This window comes from Streptomyces sp. LZ34 (assembly GCF_053890475.1).
In genome coordinates, this window is the sequence record NZ_CM132680.1 from 4526361 (window position 1) to 4552598 (window position 26238).

At 76.0% G+C, this 26238-nt stretch carries 1 protein-coding gene; it reads right to left on the reverse strand.

Features of this window, described 5'->3' with window-relative positions:
• Position 1: 1 nt before the first annotated feature.
• Positions 2 to 26179 (reverse strand): amino acid adenylation domain-containing protein, encoded by a 26178-nt coding sequence (locus ACWY4P_RS17740; protein ID WP_456211518.1) that lies wholly within the window; start codon positions 26177 to 26179, stop codon positions 2 to 4.
• Positions 26180 to 26238: the final 59 nt, after the last annotated feature.

The window sequence follows — 26238 nt, forward strand, 5'->3', positions numbered from 1 at the left end:
CTCAGTACCTTTCCCAGACGGTGAGCTGCGTGGCATTCCCCTCGGGCGGCGCGGGGGCAGCCGGAGCCGAGTACTTCTCCCAGACCGACGGCCGGGCCGCGGCGCCGCGCTCGGCACCGGGCAGCGGGCGGCGGTCCAGCAGGGGCGGGGACAGCGGCTTGCGGCCGGGGGCCGGGGCCGCCTCCTCGTCCCACGCCTGGAGGATGACGGCGGCGTTGGCGCCGCCGTCGGCGAAGCAGTTGACCGCGACGACGGGCCGCTTCCCGGGCAGCGGCATCCCCTCGCGCGGGAAGCGGAACGGCGAGGCCGCCAGGTCGAAGTGGTCGAGCGGCTGCTGCCCGGACAGGAACGGCACCTGCTGCCGGTTGCGGAGCATGAGCACGGCCTTCAGGAACGCCGCGATGCCCTCCGCGCACAGCGGATGCCCGATGTTGGGCTTGATGGAGCCCAGCGTGCACGGCTCGGTTGAGTCCGGGCGGTAGACGGCCTGGATCGCCTTCAGCTCCAGCAGATCGGTGACCTGCGAACCGGAGCCGTTGGTCTCCACATGGCCGATGTCCTCGGCCCGCAGGCCGCTGCGCTCCAAGGCGGCGCGCAGCACCTCCTTCTGGGCCTCGAAGCTGGGTGCCGTCGGGCCCGCCGTGCGGCCGCTGTTGTTGACCGCGACGGACTTGAGCACCGCGTGGACCCGGTCCCCGTCCCGTACCGCCGCCTCCAGCGGTTTGAGCAGGACCAGGCCGCAGCCGTCGCCCAGCACGGCCCCGCTCGCCCTGCGGTCGAAGACGTGGAAGACGGGCTCGGGGCTGAGGATGCCCCGGTTGCGCATCCCGTCGTGGGCCTCGCCGCTGGTGAGCAGCGAGACCGCGCCGACGACGGCGGAGTCGATCTCGCCGGTGCGCAGGGCCTGGACCGCCATGTGCATCGCGGTCAGCGCGGAGGAGCAGGCGGTGTCGACCACGACACCGGGCCCGCGCAGGTCGAAGAACTGGGACAGGTTCGCGGCCAGGTAGTTCTGGCCCACCGCGCGGATCGAGTGCCGGGTCTCGTCCTCGGCGCGCAGCCTGCCCCGGGCGCCGATGTAGACGCCGGTGCGCGCCCCCTTGACCTCCTCCCGGGTGTATCCGGCGTGTGCGATCAGGGCGGCGCACTCCTCCAGCAGCACCAGCGCCTGCCGGTCCATCGCCGCGGCCTCCTCGGGCGGGATGCCGAAGAAGTCCGTGTCGAAGGAGGTGACTTCGGGCAGCAGCGCCGCGTGGTCCCCCGGCCGGGCGCCCCAGCGCTCGGCGGGCACCTGCGCGATCGCGCTGCGCCCGTCGCCGAGCATCCGCCAGTAGTCGTCCAGGTCGCTGCCACCGGGGAACCGCCCGGCCAGCCCGACGATCGCGATATCCGTGGCGGCGGGGGCCCCGGTGACGGCCGCGGGGGCGGGCGCGGGGCCGGCCGCCGGGGCCGTGCCGCGCGCGGGCCGCCGCTTGGCGCGGCGCGGCGAGCGGCGGGCCGGGGCCCGCTGCGGGCGCGGTCCGGCGGGGGCGGCGGGTACGGGCGTGGGGGCGGGGGCTTCGGCGGCGGGGGCCACGGGAGCGGCACCGACCACCGGGGCCAGTTCGCCACCCCGGGTGTCGGCCAGCCACTGGGCGAACTCGTCGAAGGTCGCGTACTCGTACAGCGCCGACGGGTCGATCGGCTCGGCGATCTTCCGGTTGATCGGCTGGAGCACCTGGGCCAGCAGGATGGAGTCCACGCCGAGTTCGTGGAAGGGCACCTCGCCGTCCAGCTGCTCGGCGGGCATGCGCAGCTCCTCGGAGAAGAGCTGGACGAGCCACGCCCGGACCACCGCGACCAGGTCCTCCGCCGCGACCGGAGCCGGTGCGGGAGCGGGAGCGGGGGCAGCCTTGGCGGGGACGGGGACGGGGACGGCGGGCGGGGCGGGCCGCTCGTCCGGTGCCGCCCCCGGTACGGCCGGGATCTGCCGCCCGAGCAGGTCCTCGGGCCGCCAGTTCGCCCGGTCGGGGATGGACGGCAGCAGGACCGCCGCCGGCCTGCGGGCCAGGATCTCGTCCAGCATCCGCAGCCCTTCCTCATCGGTGTGGCTGCCCAGGCCGGTCCGCCGGTAGGCGGGGGTGGTCATCTCGCCGAAGCCGCTCTCCCGCCAGCTGGACCACTGGACGCTGACCACCGGGAGCCGCCCGGCGTGGGCGCCGGCGAAGAAGTCCAGACAGGCGTTGGCCGCCGCGTAGTCGCAGTTGGCCGCGCCGAGGCTGGGCACCGCCGAGGCCGTCGAGGAGAACAGCACCCAGAACCGCAGGGGCTGGTCCGCCAGGCACGCGTGGAGCACGTCCAGGCCGTCCGCCTTCGGTTCGTACACCCGCCGGACGGACTCCAGGGGCTTGCGGATGAACGCCGGGTTCTCCGCATCGCCCGCCCCGGCGGCGTGCAGCAGGCCACCGACCGGCCCCATGTCCCGCACGACCGCGCGCACCGCCTCCCGCATCGCGTCCCGGTCGCCGAGCCGGGTGGTCAGCACCCGCACCTCGGCGCCGTCCGCCTCCAGGGCGAGGAACGCGGCCAGCTTGCGGCCGAGCGCGGAGTCCTCCCCGGCCAGCTCCGCCCACCGGGCCCGCTCCGGCAGCGGCTCCCGGCCCATCAGCACCACCTTGCGCGCGCCGTGGCGGCGTACGAAGTGGCGTGCGGCGAGCAGCCCGAGCCCTCGGGTGCCACCGGTCACCCAGAGCACCTGGTCGGCGGGGAACGGCTCGGGCGCGGGCGTGTCCGGAGCGCCGGGCTCCTCGTGCAGATACGGCAGGTGACGGGCGCCGTCGCGGTAGCAGACGGCCGGGGGCTCGTCCTGTGCGGCGTACTCGGCGCCGATCTGGGCGGCCAGCGCCTCCACATCGGCGAGGTCGGCGTCGGTGTCGAGGTGCCGGGAGGCCAGATGGGCGTACTCGCTCTGCAGCGCCCGGTACAGCCCGGCCCGGGTCGCGCCCGCGAGGTTGACCGGACCGTCACTCAGGGGGCCGGCGGGGTCGAACGGTTCGAGCCGCCGGGTCACGCCCAGCACCCGCATCCGGTCCCGGCGGCCGGACTCGATGAACCTCTGCAGCAGCCCGATCCACTCGTCCGAGCCGACTGAGCCATCCGTGCCGTCCGCCCGGTCCGCGGAGCCGCAGCCCACCAGGTCGATCCAGCCGTCACACTTCTCCCAGCGCGGGTCCGGGAGGTCCGCCGGGCCGTCCACCTCGCGCACCACCACCTCGTGGCGCGGCGGCAGATGCCGGTCCAGCGCCCAGGCGAGGTCGCGGGTCTGTGCGGTGGACAGCACGACCACCCGGCGGCGCGGGCCGTCCTCCTCCTCGGGGGCCGGCGGTGCCGCCTCCGCCTGCCGCCACCGCTTGGTGAGGAAGACGTGGCGCCGCTCTTCCTCCTCGTCGCCGCCCAGGTCCGCGCTCACGAGCCCGGAGCAGTGCGTCAGATAGCCGTCCGCCGGGTCCGGGGCCTCGGTGGCCACCTCGAAGCGGACCGTCCCGTCCTCCTCGGCGTCCAGCAGCACATGCAGCCGGGCGGCCCCGGCCGCGTCGCCGGCCGGCGCGGGCACGGGCACCGGCTCGTGCCACTCGGTGCCGTACGGCTCGATCAGCTCCTCCGGAACCTCCAGCGCCCGCGCGGCGGCGGCCTGCACCAGGCCGAGCACCGCGTCGTCGGGCAGCGGGTGGCCGGCCGTCAGCTCGGCGGTGAAGCGGGTCTCGTCGAGGGTCGAGGTGTTGCGCAGCGGCTCCGCCGCCGGCTCGCCGGACCGGCGCAGACCGGGCCGGGCGCCGGGGAGCCAGTAGCGGTCCCGGGCGAACGGGTAGGTGGGCAGCGGGGCGCGGCGCGGAGCGCGGCCCGGGTAGCAGGCCCGCCAGTCCACGTCGAGGCCCACGGCCCAGGAGGCGGCGAGCTTGTCGAAGGCACCGCGGGCCGTCCAGCCGCGCACCACCTCCTGGTACGCGTCGTCGTCGGCGAACAGGGCGACCATGTCCTTGTTGCCCTTGGCCGCGCCCCGGTGCACCCCCGGGATCTTCTGTTCGCCGTCGACGAACGCCGTGAGCTGCCGGACCAGTTCGTCGAGGTCACGGGCGACGAAGGCGGCCCGCTCGGCCATCGCCCGGCGGCCCACCTGGAAGGTGTACGCCACCTCGGCGAGCGTGTGGCGCGGTGGCCCGGTCCGCCCGCCCAGCCGCTCGGCGGCCGCGTCGAGGCTCCCGGCGTCCAGCAGCTCCGCCGTCGTCACCCGCAGCCGCGCCTCCTCGTACAGCCGCTCCTCCAGCGCCGCGAGGTGGATCGGCTCGACGCCCTGCTCCTGCCACGGGGCGGCGGTGTCGAGGTCGCCGCGGTCCACCCCGAGCAGACCGGCGAGCAGCCGGCCCGTCAGCTCCCGGACGTCGGTGGAGCGGTCGGCGGTGAGGCGGGCCAGCAGGGCTTGGGCGTACGCGGTGAGCCGGTCGGCGTCGCGCGCGGACAGCGGCACCACCGCCGGGCCCGGCCACGTGTCCGTACCGGCCGCGCCCTCCACGGGCTCCGGGATGTACTCCTCGACCACCAGATGGGCGCTGGAGCCGGTGGCGCCGATGTTGCTCACCCCGGCCCGCAGCGGCAGGGGCGCGCCGTCCGCCCCGAGGACCGGCCGCCACTCCTCCAGGGTGCGCTGAACCTGGAAGGGCGTGCGCTCGATCCCCAGGTGCGGGTTGGGCGGGTCGGCGTGCAGCGAGGGCACCAGGGTGCGGTTCTTGAGCTGCAGCACGGCCTTGGTCAGGGCCGCGATGCCCGCCGCGCCCTCGGCGTGCCCCATGTTGGACTTCACCGAGCCGAGCCCGCAGAAGCCGGTGTCCCGGGTCCCGTGCGGCCCGGCCCGGAACGCCCGGGCCAGGCCCTCCACCTCGATCGGGTCGCCGAGGGAGGTGCCGGCGGCGTGGGCCTCGACATAGCCGATGGTCCGCGGGTCGATTCCGGAGTCCGCGATGGCGCGGGCGATGATGTCCGCCTGACCCACCGGGCTGGGCACGGTGACCCCGCTGGTGGTGCCCGCGTGCCCGGCCGCGCTGCCGCGGATCACCGCGTAGACGTGGTCGCCGTCGCGCTCCGCGTCCGCCAGCGGCTTGAGCACCACCGCGCCCACGGCCTCGGCGGACACATAGCCGTCGCCGCCCTCGCTGAAGGAGTGGCACACGCCGTCGGAGGCGTGCATGTTGGCCATCCCGTACGTCAGGTACTTGGCCGGGTGCAGCGACAGGTTGACCCCGCCGACGATCGCCACCCGGCTCTCCCGCGCCCGCACGCTCTGCACCGCCAGGTGCACGGCGCCGAGCGTCGAGGAGCAGACGGTGTCCATGGTGATGCTGGGCCCGTGGAAGTCGCAGAAGAAGGAGACCCGGTTGGCGATCTGCCCTTGGTTGAGCACCAGCGGGACGGCGGCCCCGGCGGCGAGCGCGTCGGCCCCGATCAGCAGGTAGTCGTGTTGCATGACGCCGGCGAACACGCCGACGTGGCGCCGGTTGTCGGGGCCGGTGGGCGGGCAGAGCGTGGCCGGGGTGTATCCGGCGTCCTCGACGGCCTGCCAGCAGGTCTCCAGGAAAAGTCGCTCCTGGGGGTCCATCCCCTCGGCCTCGCGCGGGGAGATGCGGAAGAAGCCCGCGTCGAAGCGGTCCACGTCCTCCAGGAAGCCGCCCCACCGGGACACCTCCCGCCCGCTGGGCCCGCGCACATGGGCCACGTCCGCCCGCGGCCAGCGCGACTCGGGCACCTCCTGGACGGTGTCGCGCCCGTCGCGCAGATTCGTCCAGAACGCGTCGAGATCGGCCGCGCCCGGATAGCGGCCCGCCATCCCGATGATGGCGATCGGCTCGCCCGGGCCGGAGACGGGGGCGGGTGCGGGGGCGGGGGCGGCTACGGAGTCGTGTACGGGAGCGGGTGTCGGCACCGGCGCGGGCGCGGTTGGGGTTGGGGTTGGGGTTGAAGTCGGGGTCCGGGTCGGCGTCGGGGCTGCCAGGTCGCCGCCGAACGCCTGCGGATGGGCCTCGGCCAGATGTGCCGCGAGGTCGCGGACGGTGGCGTACTCGAACGGCAGCGTGGGCGACAGCGGGGCCCCGACGGCCCGCTCGATCGCGCCGACGAGCTCCAGCACCTGGGCGGATTCCAGGCCCAGTTCGTAGTAGCCGGTGCCGGTGTCGATGTCCTCGGCCGGCCGTCCGGTGCGCTCGGCGACCAGGCCGCGCAGGAAGGCCGCGGCCCGGGCCGGGTCGCCGCGCCGCACGACGCGCGGGGGCGGGCCGGCCTGCTCCGGTTCCGGTGTCCCTGCCTGCTCGGGTGTTGTGGCCTGCTCGGGTGTTGTGGCCGGCTCCGGTGCCGTGGCCGTGGCCGTGGCCGTGGCCGTCGGGAGGGATCCGGCGCGTACGAGCTTGCTGGTGAGCCGCTCCAGGCGGGCGATCTGCCGGCCCGACTCGTCGTAGAAGTCGAGGGTCAGATACACCAGCTCGCCCGCGCGGCCCACGGTCTCCTTGCCCACCCGGGCCACGGCGTGCCGCCCCAGGGGCCCGCTCGCGCGGAAGGACGCGACGTGGATGGGCAGGAAGAGGCTCCCCTCCTCTTCCGCCGCGGCCCGGAACAGCGGCCCGGCCGCGATGGCGCCGCCGTCCAGCAGTGCCGGGTGGAAGAGGAACCGGTCCGCCGGGGCCTCGTCGCCGGCCGACACGGAGGCGACCAGCTGCCGCTCGTCCTCCCACACCTCGCCCCGCGCCCGCAGCGCACCGCTGTGCGTCAGGCCCCGCTCGCCGTGGTGTGCGTACACCGTCTCCAGGGCGACGGGCGTGCCGGGCAGCGCCGTGACGTCCAGCCGTCCGGGGAACGCCGGGGGTTCGCAGGGCAGGACCGAGACGGTCGCGTACGGGCGGCCGGTGTCCCGCGGATCGACGACCCGCACCCGCCATCCGCCCGCCGCCAAGGGCTCGCCCTCGATGTCGACCTCGCGGTGCCCGCCGTCCGGCACCTCCAGCGGCCGCAGAATGGTCAGATCGCGCAGCTCCAGGCGGCCCGGAGTGTGACCGTGCGCGCGGAACGCCTGGTGCACCAGGTCGACATAGGCCAGGGCGGGCAGCAGCAGCCGCCCGTTCACCCGGTGGCCGGCGACCGCCGGGTCGGCGGCGGACAGGTCAAGTCGCTCGCGCACGCGCGCTCCCTCGGTGGTCGGCCGCCCGATCGGACGGCGGTTGAGCTGGGGCAGGGCGGCGCGGCCGCGCCGCTCGCGCCCGTCGTCGTCGGGTCCGGCCCACGCCTCGACGATCACGTGGGCGTTGGTGCCGCCGTCGGCGAAGCAGTTCACGGCGGCGACCGGCCGCTCCCCCGGCCAGGGCTCGGCGGCCCGGACGAACCGGAACGGGGACGCCGCCAGGTCGAAGTGGTCCGGCGGCCGCTGCCCGGAGAGGAACGGCACCTGTTCGCGGTGGCGCAGCATCAGCACCACCTTGAGGAGACCGGCGATGCCCTCCGCGCACAGCGGATGCCCGATGTTGGGCTTGACCGACCCCAGGGCGCAGGGCTCCTCCCGGGGCCCCGTCTCCTCGCGGGCCTCCTCGTGTGTCTCCTCGCCATAGACGGACGAGACGGCCTTCAGCTCCAGCAGGTCGGTCACGGCCGAGCCGGAGCCGTTGGCCTCGATGTAGCCGATGTCCTGGGGGCGCTTGCCGCTCGCCGTGAGCGCGGCGCGCAGCACGGCGCGCTGCGCGGCGATGTTGGGGGTGGCCGGGCCCGCGGTGCGGCCGTCGTTGTTGACCGCCAGACCCTTGATCACGGCCCGGATGTCGTCGCCGTCGGCCAGCGCCCGGTGCAGCGGTTTGAGCAGCACCAGCCCCACGCCCTCCGACAGCACGATGCCGCGGGCACGCTGGTCGAAGACGTGGAAGGCGGGCTCGTCGGTGAGGATGCCGCGCCGCGAGAACACCCGGTGCGCGTCGTCGGAGTTGAGCAGGCTCACCCCGCCGACGACGGCGGCCTCGATCTCCCCGCCGCGCAGCGCCTGGGCGGCGATGCCCAGCGCCACCAGAGCGGAGGAGCAGGCCGTGTCCACGACCACGCTCGGGCCGCGGAAGTCGAAGAACTGCGACACGTTGGCGGCCAGGTAGTTCTGGCCGACGGCCACGATCGGGTTGCGGGCGCGCAGCAGCGTCTCCTCGTCCGGGACGTGGTGCGCCCGGCCTCCGATGTAGACACCGATGGGCCGTCCCTTGAGGTCGGTGTGCGGATAGCCCGCGTCGGCGCACAGCGCGAGCGTCTCCTCCAGCAGCAGGAGCGCCTGCGGGTCCATCGCGGCGGCGTCCGCCTCGGGGATCAGGAAGAACCCGGGGTCGAACTCCCCGTATCCGTCGACGAGTCCCGCCTGGAAGGGGCTGTCGTGGCCCCAGCGCTCGCGGGGCACCGGCCCGATGGCGCTGCGCCCCTCGCGCAGCAGCCGCCAGTACTCCTCGGGCGTCCGGGCCCCCGGGAAGCGGCAGGCCATGCCGACGACGGCGATGTCGAGCGGCCCGCCCGCCCCGGCCGGGCCCGGCGGGTCCGCGGGGGCGTACGCCCGTGCCGTGACCGGGGCCCGGACGGCAGCGGGAACGGTGGCGGTGGCGGGTGTGGCGGTGGCGATCGGGGCGGCGGGTGTGGCGGTGGCGGGTGTGGCGGTGGCCTCGGGCGGCGTCGCGCCGCCGAAGGCCGCGGTCAGCGCCGGCCCGTGCCGAGCGGCGAGCCAGGAGACGAACGCCGAGACCGTGGAGTGCTCCAGGAGGGCCGACGGGTCGAGCTCGGTGTCCAGGCGCTTGGCGACGGTCGTCAGCAGCTGGGTGACCATGATCGAGTCCATGCCGTAGTCCTCGACGGGCACATCGGCGCTGAGCTTGTCCCGGTCGAAGCGCAGGTCCTCGGCGAGCACGCCCAGCATCCAGTCGACCGCCGCGGCGACGACCCCTGGCGCCACCGCCTGAACAGCGGGAGCGGCTGGGGCAGCCGGGGCCTGCCGCGGCGCGGCCTGGCGGTCCGCGCCGAGGCGGCGTCCGGTCAGGGCCGCCGGGTCGAAGGCGGTGGGGTCGGCGATGGCCGCAGGCAGCACCACGCGCCCGTACCCGCCGTCGAGCACCCGGTCCAGCAGCTCCAGCCCCTCCTCGTCGCCGAGGCTGCCCATGCCGGTGCGCCGGAAGGCCGGGCTGCGGACCTCGCCCATGCCCGTATCGCGCCAGCTCGGCCACTGGACGCTGACGAGCGGCAGCCCGTACGCCGCCGCCTCGGCCGCGTAGTCCAGCCGCGCGTTGGCCATGGCGTAGTCGCTCTGGCCGACCGCGAGCGCCGGCACGGCGGCCGCGACCGACGAGAACAGCGCGAAGAAGCGCACCGGCTCATGCGCGAAGCAGCCGAGGAGCGCGTCCAGGGCGGCCGACTTGGGGGCGAGCACGTCGCGCACCCGCTCCAGCGGCTTGCGGACGAAGGCCGGGTTCTCGCCGTCGACGAGGCCCGCGCAGTGCAGGACGCCACCGGCCGGGCCCATCGTCTCCCTGACGTCGCGCAGGGCGGCGGCGAGGGCGTCCGCGTCGGTCAGCGGCACGGACAGCACCCGCAGGTCGACGCCCTCGTCGGCGAGCGCGAGCAGCGCCCGCAGCTTCTCGCCGCGCGCGCCGGGCTCGTCGCGCAGCTCGTGCCACCGCTCGCGCGGCGGCAGTTGCTCACGGCCGGTGAGGACCAGCTTGCGCACCTTGTGGCGGCGTACGAAGTGCCGGGCGGCCAGCAGCCCGAGCCCTCGGGTACCTCCGGTGACCCACAGGACCGCGTCCTTTGGGAAGGGGGTGCGGGGGGCTTCGGCGACCGCGGGCGCGGGCAGCTCCCGCAGCACGGCCCGGAACCGCTCGCCGTCCCGGTGCGCGGTCTCGGCATCCGCACCGCCCGCGGCCAACTCGGCCAGCTCGGCCAGGATCTGGCCGACCTCGCCCTCCGGGTCCGCCCCGGGGTCCAGGTCGGTGTGGCGGGAGCGGAGCCGCCCGTACTCGCTCTGCAGCATCCGGTACAGACCGGCCCGCGTCGCGCCCGCCGCGGGGTGCGCGGCCGGCGCCGGTTCGTCCGCGAGCCGTTCGAGCCCACGGGTGACGCCCAGCGCGATCAGGCCCTCGGCGGCGCCGCCGACCAGGCGCTGCAGCCAGGGCAGCCAGTCGTCCAGGTCGTCCAGGCCCGGCCCGGCGGGCCCGCCGCGGCCGGTCAGGTCGATCACCGCGTCGTAGCGCTCCGCCGGGTCCTCGCCCGTACGCACCGCCTCGGCCAACTCGGCGGGCCCGAGCACCCGGGCGCCGGGCAGGGCCGCCCGCAGCCGCTCGGCCAGGTCGGCGCTGCCCGGGTGGGCCAGGATCGCGGCGCCGTGCGGCAGCCGGCCGGGCTCGGCGGGGGGCGCGGGGGCGGGCTCCCACGCCTTGGCCAGCAGGGCGGTGTCCCGGCGCGGGGCGCGTCCGGCGCCGCCCGCGCCACCGGAGCCACCGCGCTCGTCCCCCGGTCCCGTCAGGACCGCCGAGTCCAGCCAGCAGCGCTCGCGTTCGAAGGGGTAGCCGGGCAGCGGCACGGGCGCGGTGCGGCCGTCGCGCGGCCAGTCGACGCGGCCGCCCGCGACCCAGTGCCGGGCCAGGTCCGGCAGCGGCAGTTCGTCCGCGCGCCGCACCGGCTGGGCGCCTCGTCCGGCCGTTCCCGTCCACAGGCCGGGGACCTGGGCCGGGGCCGGGGCCGGGTGTCCGGCGGGGGCGGCGAGGAACGCCTCCAGCCGCTCCAGCAGCTCGCGGTTGTCGGTGAACTCCACGGCCAGCCGGTGGGCCATCGCCTCCCGGCCGGTGTGCACGGTGCCCGCCATCGCCGCCGGGTCGGTGTCCGCGCCCTCGCCGCGCAGGAACTCGGCGAAACCGGCGGCGTGGGCGCGCAGCCGCGCGCCGTCCCGGGCGGAGAGCGTGAACAGGTGCGGGCCGGGGGCGGGGGCCGGCGGCGGGGCGGCGGTGGGGACGTACTCCTCCAGGATCAGATGGGCGTTGCTGCCCCCCGCGCCGAACGCGCTCACCCCGGCCGCCCGCGGCAGCTCCCTGCCCCGCGCGTCACGGGGCGCGGGCCAGGGCGCGGCGTCCCGCTGGATCACGAACGGCGTGGCGTCCAGGTCGATGTTCGGGTTGACCCGCTCGGCGTGCAGCGACGGAACGAGCTGCCGGTGCCTCAGCTGGAGCAGCACCTTCGTCACGGCGGCGATACCGGCGGCCGACTCGGCGTGTCCGATGTTCGACTTGACCGAGCCGAGGGCGATCCGCCGGCCGCTCAGGTCGACGCCCAACTCCTCGTACGCCCGCAGCAGCCCGCTGATCTCGACGGGGTCGCCGAGCGCCGTTCCGGTGCCGTGCGCCTCGATGTAGTTGATGGCGTGCGGGTCCACGCCCGAGCGGGCCATCGAGGCGGCGATCAGCTCGCCCTGGGCGCGCGGATTGGGCACGCTGTAGCCCTTGCTCGCGCCCCCGTGGTTGACCGCCGACCCCTTCAGCACCGCCAGGATCCGGTCGCCGTCCCGCTCTGCCGCGGCCAGCGGCTTCAGCAGCACCGCGCCGGTCCCCTCGCCCGGCACATAGCCGTCGCCGCCCTCGCCGAAGCTGCGGCACCGCCCGTCGGTGGACAGGAAGCCGCGCTGGCACAGCTGGAGATACTTCAGCGGGTGGCTGGAGATGTTCACCCCGCCCGCGACGGCCGTCTCGCAGTCGCCGTCGCGGATGGCCTGCGCGGCGAGGTGGATGGTCACCAGCGAGGAGGAGCACATGGTGTCCACGGCGACGCTGGGGCCGGTGAAGCCGAAGAAGTACGAGGCCCGGTTGGCCACCGAGGCGTACGAGGAGGAGGTCGAGGCGCCCTCGCCGCGCAGCGCCTCCTCGACCCCGTACAGCTGGTAGTGCCCGTACATCATGCCGACGAACAGGCCGGTGCGCCCGGCCGACAGACTCTCGCGGGTCCGGCCCGCGTCCTCCAGCAGATGCCAGACGGTCTCCAGGAAGACCCGCTCCTGCGGGTCGAGGTGTTCGGCCTCGGCCTTCGACATGCGGAAGAACATCGGGTCGAACTTGTCCGCGTCGGAGAGGAATCCGCCCCACTTCGCATACGCCCTGCCGGCGGCGCGCGGATCGGGGTCGAAGTAGCGCGCGTGGTCCCAGCGGTCGGCGGGCACCTCCTCGACGCAGTCCCGGCCCTCGACCAGGTTGCGCCAGAAGTGGGTGAGGGTTTCGGCCTGCGGGTAGCGCCCGGCGACGCCGATGATCGCGATGTCGTCGCGCGCGGAGGTGGGGGCCGGGGCGGGCCGGGACTCCTCGGGCACCGTGACCGTGACGGTGGCCCGTGGCTGAGCGGTGGGAACGGCGCTCGGGGCGGCACTCGGGACGGCGGCCGGGGCCGGGCTCGGGGCGGTTGCCGGGGCCGGGGCCGGGCTCGGGGCGGTTGCCGGGGCCGGGTTCAGCACGGCGACCAGTTTCTCGGGGTGCTTCTCGACGAAGTACCCGGCCAGTTCGCGCACCGTCAGGTACTCGAAGAACAGCGTCTTGGACAGGGTGCCGAACCGCTTCTCCAGCTCCCCGGTCAGGCTCATCACCAGCAGCGAGTCGATCCCGTACCGCTCGAACGACTCGGTGCGGTCGATCTGCTCGGCGGGCATCCGCAGTTCTTCGGCGAGAAGTTCGACGAGGAACGACTCGGCGCGCTCGGCGAGATCGTCGGGTGTCTCGGGATCGGGGTGGGCGGCTGGTGCGGCGTGCTCCGCCGCCGACGCCGCCTCGTGGGTCGATGTCACCGTGCCGGCCGGTGCCGCGGCCGCGAGCGCGCGGGCCACCGCCGCGCGGTCGCCCGCCCCCGCCAGCATCTCCGGTTCCCCCGCCGCCAGCGCGCACTCCCACGCGTCCAGGGCGGCGGCGGAGTCCAGGGGTACGAGGCCCAGACCGTCGCGCATCCGGCGGACGCCGTCGGCGTCGGGGCTCATGCCGCCGTCCCGCCACAGCGGCCAGTGGACGGCGAGGCCGGCACCGGACCGCAGTCCGCGGGCCCGCAGCCGCTCGCGGCGGGCGAGGAACGCGCCGAGGAAGGCGTTGGCGTAGGCGTAGTCGCCCTGGCCGACGTTGCCGAAGACCGCGGCCGCCGACGAGAAGGCGGTGAAGTGGGTCAGCGGCTCGTCCTGGGTGGCCTCGTCCAGCCACAGCGCGCCCAGGACCTTGGGGGCGAGCACCGCGTCCGCGTCGGCGCGGTCCTTGCGCAGCACGAAGCCGTCCCGCAGCAGCCCGGCGGCGTGCACCACGCCGGTGACCGGGCCGAAGCGCCGCCTCACCTCCTGGACGAGGTCGGCCACCTGCCGCCGGTCGGCCACGTCGGCGCGCAGATGCTCGACGCGGGCGCCGGCGGCGCGCAGCGCGGCGATGCGGGCGGCCGCCTCCGGCGTGGGCGCCGAGCGGCCGACCAGCACGACGGTGCCGGTGTCCGCGAGCCGGGCGGCCAGTCGTTCGGCGATGAGCAGCCCGAGCCGGCCGGTGCCGCCGGTGACCAGGTGCGCCCCGCCCGCGCCGAAGGGCGCGGCAGACCCCAGGGTGACCTCGCGCCACGCGCGCACCTGGCGTCCCGTACCGTCCGCCCGCACCTCGACCGGGTCCACCCCGGTGGCCGGGGCGAGTTCGGAGACGATCGCGGCCTGCGGGTCGACGTCCGGCCCGCAGGCCAGGGTGGTCATCCGCAGCCCGGGGTTCTCCAGCCGTACGGACCGGGCGAAGCCGCCGAGCGCGGCGTCGAACGCGGCGTGCCGCGAGCTCTCCTCGTACGCGTACAGGTACCGCACCGGACCCAGCCGCCGCTCGAGCCACCCGCGGCAGAACGCGAGCGCGGCGCCGAATCCCAGGTCCACGGCGCGCTGGTGGTCCCCGGTGCGCGGCGCCAGGTGCACCACGTGCACCGGCTCGCCGGGCGCCGTGGCGGCCAGCCGCTCCACGGCCTCCGCCGCGTCGTCCGCGGCCCGCAGCCGGGCCCGGGTCACCCGGACGCCAGGGGCGCGCCGGGCCAGCGCCTCTTCCAGCGCGGGCCCGTCGGTGCCCTGCGCGTCGAGGACGAGGACGCTGCCGCTCGGCACAGCGTCGCCCGAGGGGGCGTCGGCCCGCTCCCAGCCGGGCGCGAACGCGAACAGCTCGCCCGGTACGTCAGGCGCGCCGGGCACGGACGAGGACGCCGACGCGGGCGGCACGGCCGAGTCATCGTGCACACCAGGAGCACCGGCCGCGAACACGGCCGGGGACACGGGCACCGCCCGCGGCCCGAACACCGCCGGGGACGCGGGCGCCAACCCGGGCGCGGACACACCGGCGTGTCCCCCGGTCCTGCCGTCTCCCGCGACCGGGCCGGCGGAGCCCGGCACTGGCCGCAGGGTGAAGCGCTCGATGCGGGCCAGCACCGTCCCGGTCCCGTCCGCGAGGCGGATGTCGAAGACCGCCGCGCCGCCGTCGGCGCGGGTCACCTGGGCGTACTGGGCCCGGGCCAGGTCGCCGAGCAGTTCCACCGCGCCGATGGCGTACGGCAGGTGCGGCACTCCGCCGGCCGAGGCGGCCGCGAAGACCCCGACGGTCTGCAGCGCGGCGTCCAGCAGCGCGGGGTGGAAGCGGTAGTCGGCCGCGTCCGCCCGCAGCGCCCAGGGCAGCCGGAGCTCCGCCAGCGCCTCGTCGTCCCCGAACGCCACCTCCTCGATCACCCGCAGCGCGGGCCCGTAGGCGAAGCCGTGCCGGGTGAACTCGGCGTAGCACTCCTCCCGGGTGAGCAGCCGTCCGCAGCGCCGCCGGACCGCGTCCGGGTCCAGCCGCTCAGGCGCCGTGGCGCCGGAGCCGAAGAGCAGCCGGCCGCGCCCGTGGGTGGAGCGCTCCCCGCGCTCGTCGACGGAGACCAGTTCGTACCCGGCCCGGTCGCCCTCCGGCGCGATCCGCATCCGCACCCGCCGGGGCCGCCCGCCGTCGAGCGCGACGGGCGCGGACCATACGACCTCCTCGACGCGGCTCACCCGCGCGTCGCCGCGGGCCAGTTCGCCGGCGAGCCGCGCCATCTCGAGGTAGGCGACGCCGGGCAGCACGGGGGTGCCGCTGACGACGTGGTCGCGCAGATAGAACTCGTCGCCGGTGAGCGTCTTGTCGTAGGCGTGGGTGTGGGGGTGGGGGTGGGCGTGGCCGCCCGAGGGCCCGGGGGCCGGGGGCGCCTCGGCGTCCAGCAGGGTGGGGTGCAGGGGCGCTGGGTGCGCGGTCCCCGGCGCGGGCACTGAGCCAGGCACGGGCACGGGCCCGAACGCGGCTGCGGGCGCGGGCGCGGACCCGAACGCGGCCGCGGCTGCAGGCACGGGCGCGGACCCGAACGCGGCCGCGGGCACGGACCCGAGCGCGGCTGCGGGCACGGACGCGGACCCGAGCCCGGCCGCGGACCCGAGCCCGGCCGCGGAAGCGGGCACGGGCGCGGAAGCGGGCACGGGCGCGGACCCGAACGCGGCCGCGGGCACGGGCCCGAACGCGGCTGCGGGCACGGGCGCGGACCCGAACGCGGCTGCGGGCATGGCCCCGGCCGCGGAAGCGGGCACGGACGCGGACCCGAGCCCGGCCGCGGGGACAGGCACAGGGCCAAGCGCCGTCCCAGCCACGGGCACAGGCTGGCCGGGCCTCGCGGCGTTCACCCAGTGGCGGGTGCGGGCGAAGGGGTAGGCGGGGAGGGCGATCCGGCGGGGCGCGCGGTCGCCGTGCGGGGCGGGCCACAGGGCGGACCAGTCGGGGTCCGCGCCCTCCGTCCACGCCAGGGCGAGCGCCGCCGGGCCGCGCCCGGCCACGGGTTCGGGGCGCGGGGCCCGGCCGCGCCCGCGTACGGTGCCGCGGGCGGCGCCGGGGGCGTGGGAGCCGCGCGCCGCGGCGTCGAGGTGGGCCAGCAGCTCGTCGCGGCCGGTGGCGACGACGGCCAGCCGCTCCTCGAAGGGCTCGCGGGCGACCTGGAGGGTGTGGGCGACATCGGCCAACGCGGGCCGCGCCGCGCCGGGTTCGGCCCGGCGCAGGAAGGCCGCGAGCCTGCCCGCCGCCTCCGCCAGCGCCTCGGGGGTACGGGCGGACAGCGGGAAGACCAGCTCGCCGGGGATGTCGGGCTCGCCGGGAACCTCGCCCGCCTCGGCCCGGCGCGGGGCCTCCTCCAGGACGATGTGCGCGCCCGCGCCGCCGAACCCGAAGGAGCTCACCCCGGCGCGGCGCGGCAGCGCGCGCCCGTCGGCGTCCGTCGGGGCCGGCCAGGGCCTGGTGTCCGCGACGACCTCGAAGGGGGTGCCGTCGAAGTCGAGATACGGGTTCTGCCGCCGGTAGTGCAGATTGGCGGGGATCAGCCCGTGCCGCAGCGCCAGGACGGCCTTGAGCAGACCGGCGATGCCCGCCGCGCCCTCCAGGTGCCCGATGTTGGTCTTCACCGAGCCGAGCCCGCAGGTCGGCCGTTCGGGAACGGGGCGCCCCGCCTCCCGGTACAGCTCGGTGAAGGCGGTCTTCAGGCCGCTGACCTCGATCGGGTCGCCGAGCGCGGTGCCGGTGCCGTGGGCCTCCAGGTAGCCGACCGTGGCCGGGTCGGTGCCGGCCCGCCGGTGGGCCTCGGCGACGAGTTCGGCCTGCGCCTCGGGGTTCGGGGAGGTCAGCGAGTTGGTGCGGCCGCCGTGGTTGACCACGGCCGCTTTGATCACCGCGTGCACGGGATCGGCGTCGCGCTCGGCGGCGGCGCGCGGTTTGAGCAGCACGACGCCCACGCCCTCGCCGCGCACATAGCCGTTGGCGCGGTCGTCGAACGCCTTGCAGCGGCCGTCCTCGCTGAGCATCTCGCCGCGGCTGAGCGCCACGTACAGCGCGGGGGTGAGGATCAGGTTCACCCCTCCGGCCAGGGCCAGGTCGCACGCCCCGCCGCGCAGCGCCGTGACGGCCTGTTCGACGGCGGTCAGCGAGCTGGAGCAGGCGGTGTCCACGGCGAGGCTCGGCCCGCGCAGGTCCAGCAGGTACGAGACGCGGTTGGGGATCACGGAGAGGGCCGAGCCGGTGACCGTGTGGCCCTCGATGCCGCGCCCGGCGTGCCGCTGCACCTCGGGATAGTCGGAGTTGGTGACGCCGAGGAAGACGCCGACCCGCTTGCCCGCGAGGTCGCCGGGCCGGTAGCCGGCGTTCTCCACGGCGGCCCACACGGTCTCCAGGACGAGCCGCTGCTGCGGGTCCATCAGTTCGGCCTCGCGGGGCGAGATGCCGAAGAAGGCGGCGTCGAACCGGTCGACGTCGGGCAGGAAACCGCCCCACCGGGAGCGTGAGGTCGCTTCCTGGCCCGAACCCTCGGCGTACTCCCGCCAGTCCCAGCGGTCGGCCGGGATCTCCTGGACCAGGTCCCGCCCGGCGACCAGGTGGTCCCAGAAGGCGTCGAGGTCCGGCGAGGAGGGCAGCCGGCCGGCCATGCCGATGATCGCGACGTCCGCGTCGGTGACGGCCGGATCGGGCCGGGGCGCCGGGATCGGCCGCGCGGCCGGCTCGGGCCGCAGCCGGCCGTACGCGGCGGTGAACGCGCCCGCGTGGGCTTGGAGCAGATGCGGGACGAGCGTGGCGGGGGTGGGGTGGCGGTAGAAGAGCACCGGGCTGACCTCGATGCCGAAGCGCCGGCCCAGCTCGGTGGCCAGGGCGGTGAAGCTCACCGAGTTCATGCCGAGTTCGCCCAGGGGGGCGTCGAGCGGCACCTCGGCCGGGTCGACGGCGGTCAGCGCGCCCACCATGCGGGTGAGGTCCGCGGTGAGCCGGGCGGTGTGGGAGTCCGTCCCGTCGGCCTGCCCGGTGTGCTCCGCGCCCGCGCCGGGCCCTGGCCGGTGGTCGGCGAATCGGGCGCCGTCCCCGTACCCGTAGCGGCGGCGCAGTTCGGTCAGGGACAGCTCCGCCAACGCCTTGCGGTCCACCTTGCCGTTGAGCGTCTGCGGCCAGCTCCGCAGCGGCACCAGCACGTCGGGGATCATGTAGTCGGGCAGCCAGCGGCGCAGCTCGTCCTTGTCGGGCGCGGGCCCGGCGTCCGACACGTTCCCGTCCCGCAGCAGGAAGCCGCGCAGCGACAGGGCGCCGGGGGTGGTCTCGCGGGCCACGACCACGGCCTCCCGGACGCCGGGCAGCCGGCGCACGGTGGTCTCGATCTCCTCCAGCTCGACGCGGAACCCGCGCAGTTTGACCTGCGCGTCCAGCCGCCCCAGGTACTCCAGGCGCCCGTCGGGCAGCGCGCGCACCAGGTCGCCGGTGCGGTAGAGGCGCGGCGAGGGCGCCCCCGGCAGCGGGTTGGGCACGAAGCGCTCACGGGTCAGGGCGGGGCGGCCGAGGTAGCCGCGGGCCAGCCCGTCGCCGCCGATGTACAGCTCTCCGGGCACGCCGGGCGGCAGCGGCCCGCCCCGCTGGTCCAGCACATACAGCTGGGTGTTGGCGATGGGCCGCCCGAGGGTCACCCGGTCGCCGGGCGCCAGTCTGCAGGCCGCGGACCAGATGGTGGTCTCGGTGGGCCCGAAGAGGTTCCACAGCTCCTGGCAGCGGGAGGCCAGTTCACGGGCGGTGTCCTGGTCGAGCGCTTCGCCGCCGCACAGCGCCCGCAGCCGCGGGTCGCCCTCCCACCCGGCCGCCAGCAGCATCTTCCAGGTGGCGGGGGTGGCCTGGACGACGCTCGCCCGCCCGGACTCCAGCAGGCGGCGCAGCCGCTGCCCGTCGCGCGCGACCTCGGTCGGCACGATCTCCGTCCGGCCGCCGGTGACCAGCGGGAGGTACAGCTCCAGGCCCGCGATGTCGAAACAGACGGTGGTCAGCGCCAGCAGGTGGTCGTCGGGTCCGAAGCCGGGCTCCCGGGCCATCGAGGTGAGGAAGTTGACCAGGGCGCGGTGGCCGACCTCGACGCCCTTGGGCTCGCCGGTGGACCCGGAGGTGTAGATGACGTACGCGGTGTCCTCGGCGGTCGCGCCGGGGACGCCGCCGGTGCCCCCGGAGGCGGCGATGGCCTCGCGGTCGCGGTCCAGCACGACGGTGCGTACGCCACTGGCCGCGAGGAGGCCCGCGGTCGAGGAGTGCGCGATGAGCAGGTGCAGCCGGGCGTCGGCGGCCATGTAGGCGAGCCGGTCGGCCGGGTAGGCGGGGTCGAGCGGAACGTACGCGCCGCCCGCCCGCATGACGGCCAGCAGCGCGACGACCATGTCGGCCGACCGTTCGACGAGCACGCCGACCGTGCGGCCCGGTGCCACGCCCAGGGCGCGCAGATGCCCGGCGAGCGCGTCGACGCGGTCGGCGAGCCGGCGGTAGGTCAGGGACTCGGCTCCGTCGATCAGCGCGACCGCGTCGGGCCGGGCGGCCACCTGGTCGTCGAACAGCTCGCAGGCGAGCCGGTCGCGCGGATAGTCGCGGCGGGTGGCGTTCGCCCCCGAGTCAAGGCTCCGCCGCATGGCCTCGTCCAGCAGCGGGGCGTCGCCGATGGCCCGGGCGGGCTCGGCCACCAGGGCGCGCAGCAGCCGCAGGAAGTCCTCGCCGAGCCGGCGCACGGTGCCCTCGTCGAACAGGTCGGGGTTGTACTTGACGGTGTAGCGGCAGCCGGCGCGCTCCTCGATGACCTCGAGGGTGACGTCGAACTCGCCCTCCTGGTGCACCCCGTCGACCATGCCGCGCACCAGGCCGTCCTCGCCGCGGCCCCGGTCCAGCCAGTTCTGGAAGTAGAAGGCGGCCTGGAACAGCTGTCCGGCCGCGCCGCGCCCGGCCCGCCGCAGCTCCTCCGCCACGCTGATCAGCGGATACGCGCTGTGCTCGACGGCCTCGGCTGCGGTGCGGTGGAGCCGGGCCAGGAGCGTGCGGAAACTGTCGTCGCTCTCGACGTCGGCGGCGAGCACGACCATGTTCATGAAGTAGCCGAGCACATCGTCGAAGCCGTCGGCGGGGCGGCCGCCGGCCGGGGTGCCGACCAGGATCCGGCGCTGGGCGCCGTAGCGGTGCAGCAGCGTGACGTACGCCGAGACCAGCACGCTGAACAGCGACACCCGCTCGGCGCGGGCCAGCTCCTTGGCCGCCTCGGTCAGCTCCGCCTCGATCCGCCCCTCGACGCTGGCGCCCCGGTAGCTGGGGACGGCGGGCCGGGGGCGGTCCAGCGGCAACTGGAGGACGGGCGGTTCGGCGTCCAGCCGGTGCAGCCAGTAGGCGCGCAGCCGCTCCCCTTCGGGCCCGTCCAGCATGGCCCGCTGCCGCGCGGCGAAGTCGCCGTAGGTGGCCCGGGGGCGTACGGCGGACGGGGCGCGCCCGGCGTGGGCGTCCCGGTAGGCGTCCTCCAGTTCGCGCAGCAGGATCCCGATCGACACGCCGTCGAAGACGATGTGGTGGAAGGCCAGCAGCAGCGCCTGGCGGCCGTCGGCGAGGCTGAAGAGGGTGGCGCGCAGCAGCGGCCCGCGGGCCAGGTCGAAGGGGGCCCGCGCCTCTTCGCGGATGCGCGTCACCACCGTGGCCTCGTCGGTGACCGTCAGATACCGCCGGGTGAAGGAGAGTTCCCGCCACCCCTCGACGTGCTGGTAGGGCGTGCCGTCCTCGGTGCGGATGGTGGTGCGCAGCGCGTCGTGGCGGTCGAGCAGGCTCTGCAGGGCGACCCGCAGGGCGGTCACGTCCACCGCAGGGTCCAGCCAGGACGCCAGAGGCAGGTTGTACGCGGGCCCGTCGCCCGCCAGCTGTTGGATCACCCACAGGGCGCGCTGCCCTTCGGACAGCGGGTGGCGGGTCGGCGGCGGGAGTTGGGCGGGCGGCCCGCCGAGGAGCGCGGCCGCGGCGGAGTGGGGCGCGGCGGGCGTTACGGGGGCGGGCGTTACGGGGGCGAGCGGGGCCGCCGGAGCCGCCACGGCCGCCGGAGCCGTTGGGGCCGGGGCGGGTGCGGGGGCGGGGCGCACGGGCTCCGGGACGTCGACCGTCAGGGTGCCGCTCTCCAGGAAGTACCGCGTGGCCTCGCGCACCGTCGGGTAGTCGAAGAAGTCGTTCAGCGACACCTTGACGCCGAACTCGTCCTCGATCCCCGAGACGATCTTCATGCCGGTCAGCGAGTCGAATCCGTACTCCGGCAGCAAGCGGTCCGGGTTGACCGGCTCGTCCAGCTTCAGGGCCCGCTCCACGATCGCGTTCAGCCGGGCCAGCAGCGCCGCCTCGGCCCGCTCGGCCCGGTCGGTCTGATCCAGGGCAGGGCTCGCCGCCACCGCGACCTCCGCGGCCAGCTCGGTGGCCGCCCCCGGCGCGGAGGGCGGCCCCTCCGCGCGCACCGCGCCGCCGTCGTGCTCGCCGACGATCACGGTCTGGCCGAGGTCGGTGCCCCGCGAGTCGGTGCGGCCGAGCACGACCGCCTCGCCGAAGCCCTCCTCGCCCAGCAGCCGGGCCCAGACGGCCGGGTGGGCCAGCGGGGCGTCCGGGATGCGCAGCTGAGGATCCCGGGACAGCCACCACCCCTCCAGCACGCCGCCGCCGACGGTGTTGCTGCTGCGCAGCGTCGTCAGCTCGTTGAGCACCAGCCAGCCGCCCGGCTTGAGCAGCAGCCGGGCCTTGCGCAGGGTGGCCCGCAGATCGCGGGTCGCGTGCACCACGTTGGTGGCGACCACGACGTCGAACGAGCCCGACGCGAAGCCCTGTGCCGCGACGTCCTTCTCCAGGTCCAGGACGCGGAAGGAGGCGAACGGGTAGCGGGCGCCCAGGCGTTCCCGGCCGTGTTCCAGGAAGCGCGGCGAGATGTCGGTGAACCAGTACTCGGCCCGGTCCGCGAGCGGGGCGAGCACCGGCAGCACCCGCTCGGAGGTCGCGCCCGTCCCCGCGCCGAGCTCCACGACCCGCACCCGGTCCCCGGCGGCGGGCCCGGACTCCAGATAGCCGCGCACGGCGTCGGCGACCATGTCGTTGAAGGAGTCGGTGAGCGGATTGCCCTTGTAGAAGTCCTGGACCAGGTCCATGGACGCGTCCGGGAACATGATCTCGGTGGCGCGCAGCCGTCCGCGCAGCACCTCGGGGTAGCTCTCCATGCACAGCCGGGTGAGGGTCACGGTGGGGGCGAGGTCGGGGTGGGCGGCGGCCAGCCGGTCGAACGCGGCGCGCAGCGCCTCCGGGGCGACGGGCGCCGAGTCCACGGCCGCCAGGGTGCGCACGTGGTCGCCGTCGTCGGCCAGATGTCCGGCGCGGATCAGGATGTTGAGCAGCGCCGTGAACTGACGGTCCAGCTTGGCGGCGACGCCCAGCCGGCCGGCCAGCCCCTCCTTCGGGTGCCGCTCCCCCGCGCGTGCGAAGACACCCATCCGCTGGAAGGCGCCGAGCAGCGCGGTCTCGCTCAGCTCGTCCAGCGTCCGGTACGCGTCGACCACCCGGTCGATCCCGGGGGCGTCGGGGCGCGGCCGGGTGAGCTGTGGCGCGGCTTCCGCCAGCCCCCGGCGCGGCGCGTCCTCGGCGAGGCCGAGGGCGGCCAGCGCCTGGGAGTTGGCGCGGATGGGCATCACCTGCGGCAGGTCGCCGCCGATGACCGCCGGGATGGCGGCAAGGCCTTCGCGGACGCTGAACGCCTCGATGCCGAAGGTGCGGAACATCTGGCGCAGGCCCGGCCGGTCGCCGGAGCCGACCTCGCCCCAGTAGCCCCAGTTCAGCACCCGGACCGGATAGGGCAGCCGCTGGTCGAGGTCGAGGGCGTAGGCGTCCTCGAAGGCGGTGGCCGTGGTGTACGTGCCGTTCCCCTGGGCGCCCGCGAAGGCGCCCACGGAGGAGAAGAAGGCGAGGAAGTCCAGCGGTTCGCCGCGCACCACCTCGGCCAGCGCGGCGCTGCCTTCCATCTTCACGGCGACGGCATCCCGGAACTCGCGCTCGGTCAGACCGGCCAGCGGCGTGTCGTTGAAGGCCATCGCGGAGTGGAACACGCCGTGCAGCGCCCCGAACCGGGCCTTGGCCTCCTCGACCGCGCGCCGCAGCTCGCCCGGGTCGCAGGCGTCGCCGCGCAGCTGCAGCACCTCGCCGCCCGCCGCCCGGACCCGCTCGACGGTGCGACGCTGCGCGGCGCCGAGTTCGCCCCGGCTGAGCCACACCAGCCGGGCGCGGTGGCGGACGGCCAGCTCCTCGCTGAGCGCGAGCCCCACCCCGCCGGTGCCGCCCACCAGCAGATACGCCCCCTGGTCGCGGTAGACGGGGGTGCGCGGCGCGGCGGGCGTCACGGCCTGAAGCCGCCGCAGGTGGCGGACGCCCCCGCGCAGCAGCACCGTGGCCCCGGAGCGGTCGCAGGGCTCGGCCGTCACCGCGTCGAGCACCCGGGCGCGCCCGGCCTCGTCGGCCGCGTCCTCGGTGGCGAAGTCGACGCATACGGAGCGCAGTTCGCGCAGCTCCTTGGGCAGCACCTGGGTGAGGCCGTGCAGTCCGGCGCCGTGCGGATTGCCCCCGCTGCCCGTGGGCAGCCGGTGCACATCGCTGGTGACGACGGTGAGCCGCGCCGCCCGCCCGGTACGGGCCCACTCCTGGGCCAGCCGGAACAGGGTGGCGATGCCCCACTCCTGGTCCCGGGCCAGCTCTTCGGGGCGCGCCGGGCCCTGTCGTACGCCGCCGAGGTGGTAGACCCGGTCGGCGTCCGAGGCACTGGTGGCGGACGCGGCGGTGGCGCCGTGCGGGCCGTCGTCCAGCCGGACCACCCGCACCTCGTCGTGCGCGTGCCGTCGCGCGATCCCCTCGGCGAGCCAGGCCGAGGCGGCGGTGGCCAGCACGGCCACGCGGAGGCCGCCCGGCTCGTCGGGGCGCGGATCCGCCCCGGCCTCGGCGGGGGCCCACACCGGCCGGTAGTAGCCCATGGGGGCCGTCTCGGCCGTGGGGACCGGCTCGGTTACCGGGGCGGGCTCCGGCGCGACCGCCGTGTGCGGCACGCCCGCCGTGCGCTCCGGCAGGTCCGGCAGCCAGTACCGCTTGCGGGCGAACGGGTAGGTGGGCAGGGTCACGAGCGAGCGGGCGGGCCCGGGGTGGAGGCGGGCGAAGTCCACGCGGGCGCCCTGGGTCCACAGGGCCGCAAGACCGTCCAGGTCGCGCTCGTCGAGGGCGCGGGCGACCCGCTCGCGCGCGGTCGGGTCGGGCGCGGTCCGCTCGGCCGGCAGGCCGGTCGCCACGCTCCGGCCGCCGCGGCCTTCGGCGTGGGCGCGCAGCAGGTCCCGTACGTCCGCGATGCCCGACGCCGTGAAGGCGAGCCGGGCGTCCATCGCCTCCCGGCCGATCTGCAGGGTGTACGCGAGCGACGCCAGATACCCGGCCTCGGCGGCCTGCCGGGACCGCTTGGCGTCCGGCGCGGCCAGCGTCTCGGCCAGGCCGCGCAGCGAGGTGCCCACCAGCCGTGCGGCGGGCACCTCGGTGCCGAACTCCTCGCGCAGCCGCTCGGCGAAGGCGACCCGCTCGGCGGCGCCGAAGCCGAAGTCCGCGAGGTCCGCGTGGCCGTCCAGGTCGGTGTCGGCCACGCCCAGGATCGCGGCGGCCAGCCGGGCGCACCGCTGGTAGGCGCGCGTCTCCTCGGCCCGGGTGGCCCCCGGGCCGCGCAGGGTGGCCAGCCGCCGGTCCAGGAAGTCGGCGAGCCGCCGCGCCTGTTCGCGCAGGCGCTCCTCGGTGCGGGCCGAGAGTACGAACAGCTGGGGGCCGTCGGCCGGCTCGGCCCGCTCCGGCCGCTCCCTGGGCACGTACTCCTCGATCACCACATGGGCGTTGGCCCCGCCGCCCCCGAAGGAGCTGACCCCCGCCCGGCGCGGCACCGGCACCGGCTCGCCGTCCGGGCCCGGGGCGAAGCGGCGCGGCCAGGGGACGAGCTTCTGCTGGACGACGAACGGCGTGGCCGAGAAGTCGATCTCGGGGTTCGGCTCGGCCGAGTGCAGGGACGGCGCGATCTGCCCGTGCCGCAGCTGGAGCAGCACCTTGGTCAGGCCCGCGATGCCCGCGGCCGATTCGAGGTGTCCGATGTTGGACTTCACCGACCCGACGGGGATGGGCTCGCCCTGCCCCTGCCCCTGCCCCTCACCCTGCCCCTGGCCGGGCAGGGCCTTGCCGATCGCCTCCTGGAGGCCGGAGATCTCGATGGGGTCGCCGAGCGGGGTGCCCGTCCCGTGGGCCTCGATGTAGCTGATGTCGGCCGGGTCGACGCCCGCGCGCCGCAGCGCGCCCTTGACCACCTCGGCCTGGGCGACCGGGCTCGGCACCGTATAGCCGACCGTCTTGCCCCCGGCACCCAGGGCCGAGCCCTTGATGACGGCGTGGATGCGGTCGCCGTCGGCGATGGCCCGGCTCAGCGGCTTGAGCAGGATCGCGCCCACGCCCTCGCCCGCCACGAAGCCGTCCGCGCCCACGCCGAAGCTCTTGGTGCGGTCGTCGTGGGAGACCATGCGGCGCCGGGCGTACAGGGCCAGGTGCTTGGGGTGCAGGATCAGATTGACCCCGCCCGCGAGGGCGACCTGGCACTCGCCGCGCCGCAGGCTCTCGCAGGCCAGGTGCACGGCGGTCAGCGAGGCCGAGCAAGCGGTGTCCACGGCCAGGCTGGGGCCGGTGAGGTCGAGCACGTGGGAGACGCGGTTGGCGATCGACCAGTGGTCGGAGTGGGCGTCGGTGGGCACGCCCAGGGCCGCCGCCTCGCCGCCCATCCACTCGTAGTTGCTGTTCATCAGGCCGACGAACACGCCGACCGGGTTGTCACGGCCGAGCCGGCCCGGCGGGTAGCCCGCGTCCTCCAGGGTGGCCCAGGCGGTCTCCAGGAACAGCCGCTCCTGGGGGTCCATGTTCTCCGCGACGGTCGGGGAGATCTGGAAGAACAGCGGGTCGAACTTGTCGACGTCGGTGAGGAATCCGCCCCACTTGGTGTACGCCTTGGCGGGGTCTGAGCCGTCCGGGGAGAAGTGCGCGTCCGCGTCCCAGCGGTCGGCGGGCACTTCGGTGATGCAGCTCCGGCCGTCCCTCAGGTTGGCCCACAGCTCGTCGGGGGTGTCCGCGAGCGGATAGCGCCCGGCCAGGCCGATGACGGCGATGCCCTCGTCGGCCGGCCCGGCGCCCTGCCGCCGGCCGGCGGCGACGCGCTGCAGCAGCTTGTGCAGGAGTGCGCGCTTGTCGTCCATGTGCCGTGCCCCGTTCTCTCCCCCGGTCGGTCCGCTCGCTCCGGCTTGGCTGGGTCTGC